Annotated in this window: 2 protein-coding genes; both read left to right on the forward strand. The window is 34.6% G+C overall.

The genetic code is table 11. The features are described from left to right. Nucleotides 1-958: 958 nt before the first annotated feature. Nucleotides 959-2,281 carry a hypothetical protein gene (locus tag QZ138_RS11340; protein ID WP_292889122.1) on the forward strand — a complete coding sequence of 441 codons (1,323 nt, stop codon included), beginning with the start codon at nt 959-961 and terminating at the stop codon, nt 2,279-2,281. Then, on the forward strand, nt 2,281-2,631 hold the full coding sequence (locus tag QZ138_RS11345) for a hypothetical protein (protein WP_292889123.1): 351 nt from the start codon (nt 2,281-2,283) through the stop codon (nt 2,629-2,631). Before QZ138_RS11340 ends, QZ138_RS11345 begins: the two co-directional genes overlap by 1 nt. The last annotated feature ends 54 nt before the right edge of the window (nt 2,632-2,685 follow it).

The following is a 2,685-nucleotide window of genomic DNA, read 5'->3' on the forward strand; positions in this document are numbered from 1 at the left end:
TTCGTATAAAACTTATAAAAAAGTTCCGATACTTATCGATTCGGACCACTAAAACTCTAATACAAACTTTATTTTTTACAAGTGATAAAATTTTTGGAAGGCCTTTGCTGACATTATTATTTCATTTATATAAACAATATAATAAAACGGATAATAAAGCTCTATTAGCCCTGAAACATTAATTTAATGCTTACCAAGACATTTGCGATTTATACATTTGACTTTTTTTATAGACAAATTATGTTTTAATGTTTAACAAAATTTCGAAAAATACAAGGCTTATAGACACAATTTTTTCTCAATAAAATGAACAGTTTAACAATAAATACTAATAGAAATGTTTATATATCCAAATTGACAAACTATCAACTAGCCTCCACCATTGAAGTAAATTTTACGAAGTGAAATCAACTTTTCACGGTGAGACAACTTTTTTTGGTGAGGCCTGAAAATCAATTTAGAGAGGTAAAATACTAAAAAAGAAATACTAAAAATCAGATCATGAAAAAAGGATTATAAAAAAAATACTTAATTGAATGACGAGCTATTAAGATATTTTTAGAATAATCCCATGGGCAGTGCGAAAAATAAAAATAATTAGACATGTCGCGAAACTATGTTAAAAATTAATATTTTCCAAAACTGAACCCAATATCTAGTTTATTTTAAGGGATATATAAAGATTGTCAAATCCAAAAAAGCGAACTTATTTTATTCTAAATATTGGCTAAAAGACAGAAAATTGATTTTGCCGATGCTATTTATTTTTTAAAAATTTCCTGACCCCACGAGCTTAGACTGTCGAATTTATAATCCTCCCATGAAGGGAAAAACAGGAGAGAAAAACCATGAGAAAAAAGGAAATAAATGGAAAAATGTATGTTGCAATCCCAAAGAAACTATGGGATAGAATGTGGGAAATTTTAGATAGAATTGAAGAAATTTGTGAGAATTTAAAATGAGTAAAGCAGCTGAATTACCCACAAAAGATACAATAGCACTCATTATCAACAGGAAAAACATTGATAAGGTTACCTACGTATTCAAAAACAAGTATGGCAATAAGATTGGAGAATATGAAAACAGATCACCGGCTACATTGTCTTCCAGAAGTAATGTCGCAAGACAATTCAAACAGCTCATAAATCCAAAAGGTGATATGGAACCCCCCATATTCAACAATAAGTTCACAGAACTCAAACAGCTCCTGCAGCTTCACTATGAAAATGAAGTATCAGTCATTGAACAGGAAATAGCTGAAAAGAAACATGCCGAGCAAGAACAGAATATCGCCAAATCAAAGGAAGCTATCACCAAACTACAGTCATTGGACTATCCTTTGATTTATATCGGGAGCATTGTTGAATGGTTTACTGCAGGCGAGCGCAACAACATAATGTATGCGTTTACTGTATATGCAGGACAAGTTGTTCTGGGAAATCCGGTTTCAGTAATATGTCTTGGTGAGGCAAGCAGTGGCAAGTCCCATATCCAGGAAACCGCACTGATGCTGATTCCAAAACAATACATTGTCAATGAAAAGAAAATCACCGAAGCGGCTTTATTCAACCGTGCCAAAACAGACGAATATTTCTATGACGGCAAGATTGTCAATTACGGCGATATGGGTGGAAGCAATGACCATGAATTCATGGAGGAGTCCAAAAACCTCATGAAGGAACTGCAGTCAGACGGATTTCTAAACAAACCGTTGAGCATTCCTGACGGTGAAGGAGGATGGGAAGTCAGAGAATTGAAGTTAAAGGGAAGACCATGCCTGACCTACACAACTGTGCCCAACCACAATTTCGATGAGCAGGAAATGAGTAGAAGCATCTTCATCACACCAAGAATGGACAACAAAAAAATATTCAATCTCAGAAAATCCGCACTTGAATTCACACATGGAAAAAGCTACAAGATTCTAAAGAAATATGAAAAGGATGTTGAGCTGGTGCCATATATGCTGCTGCACCTTAAGGAAGTCTTTAAAGACATCGTAATAATAAATCCGTATATTCACTTTGTCATCAACTTCCTGAAAGATTCATCTTTCTACAAAAGGGATTTTGACAAGTTTAACGGCATACTGAAAACGATAACAGCCCTGAACTACTATAACCATGAAATCCATGACATTGACGGTGAAACGGTAATCCTTACCAATCTCTCAGATGTGCAGCAATTCATGAGCATATTGCAGCCATATAAGGAAAGCATATCTGCAAACCTCTCGCCCAAGGCTGTTGAGGTCTTGGAAACAATATCGATGACTGGATAATGGAAATTGACCCGGAAGAATTGAGTCTGGGAATTACAACCAACCAATACTTCACACTCCAGAATCTTGGATTGAGCAAGGACTCAGTGAAGAAATACATATATGAATTGGCAAATAATGGATTTCTTCAGATAACTGATTATTCAGGAAAATCCAATGTATATAACCTGACCAAAAGTGAAGTTGCATACATCAATGATGATTTAAAGCGCATTGATGATTCAATACATCAAATCATCTGCCGTGAGGTTGGAGAATGGGTTGTAGACATTATGATGGAAGATAAGTTTGTAGAGGATTTAAGTATTATGAACTTTGATTCGGAAGTGAAAAAACCGCCATGGCTGTGAAGACTTGAAAAGACTTTTTTAAAAGTCTTTTCACAAAAATGGTTTACAATCGTT

The organism is Methanobrevibacter sp. UBA212, assembly GCF_905233225.1.
Lineage (GTDB): Archaea > Methanobacteriota > Methanobacteria > Methanobacteriales > Methanobacteriaceae > Methanocatella.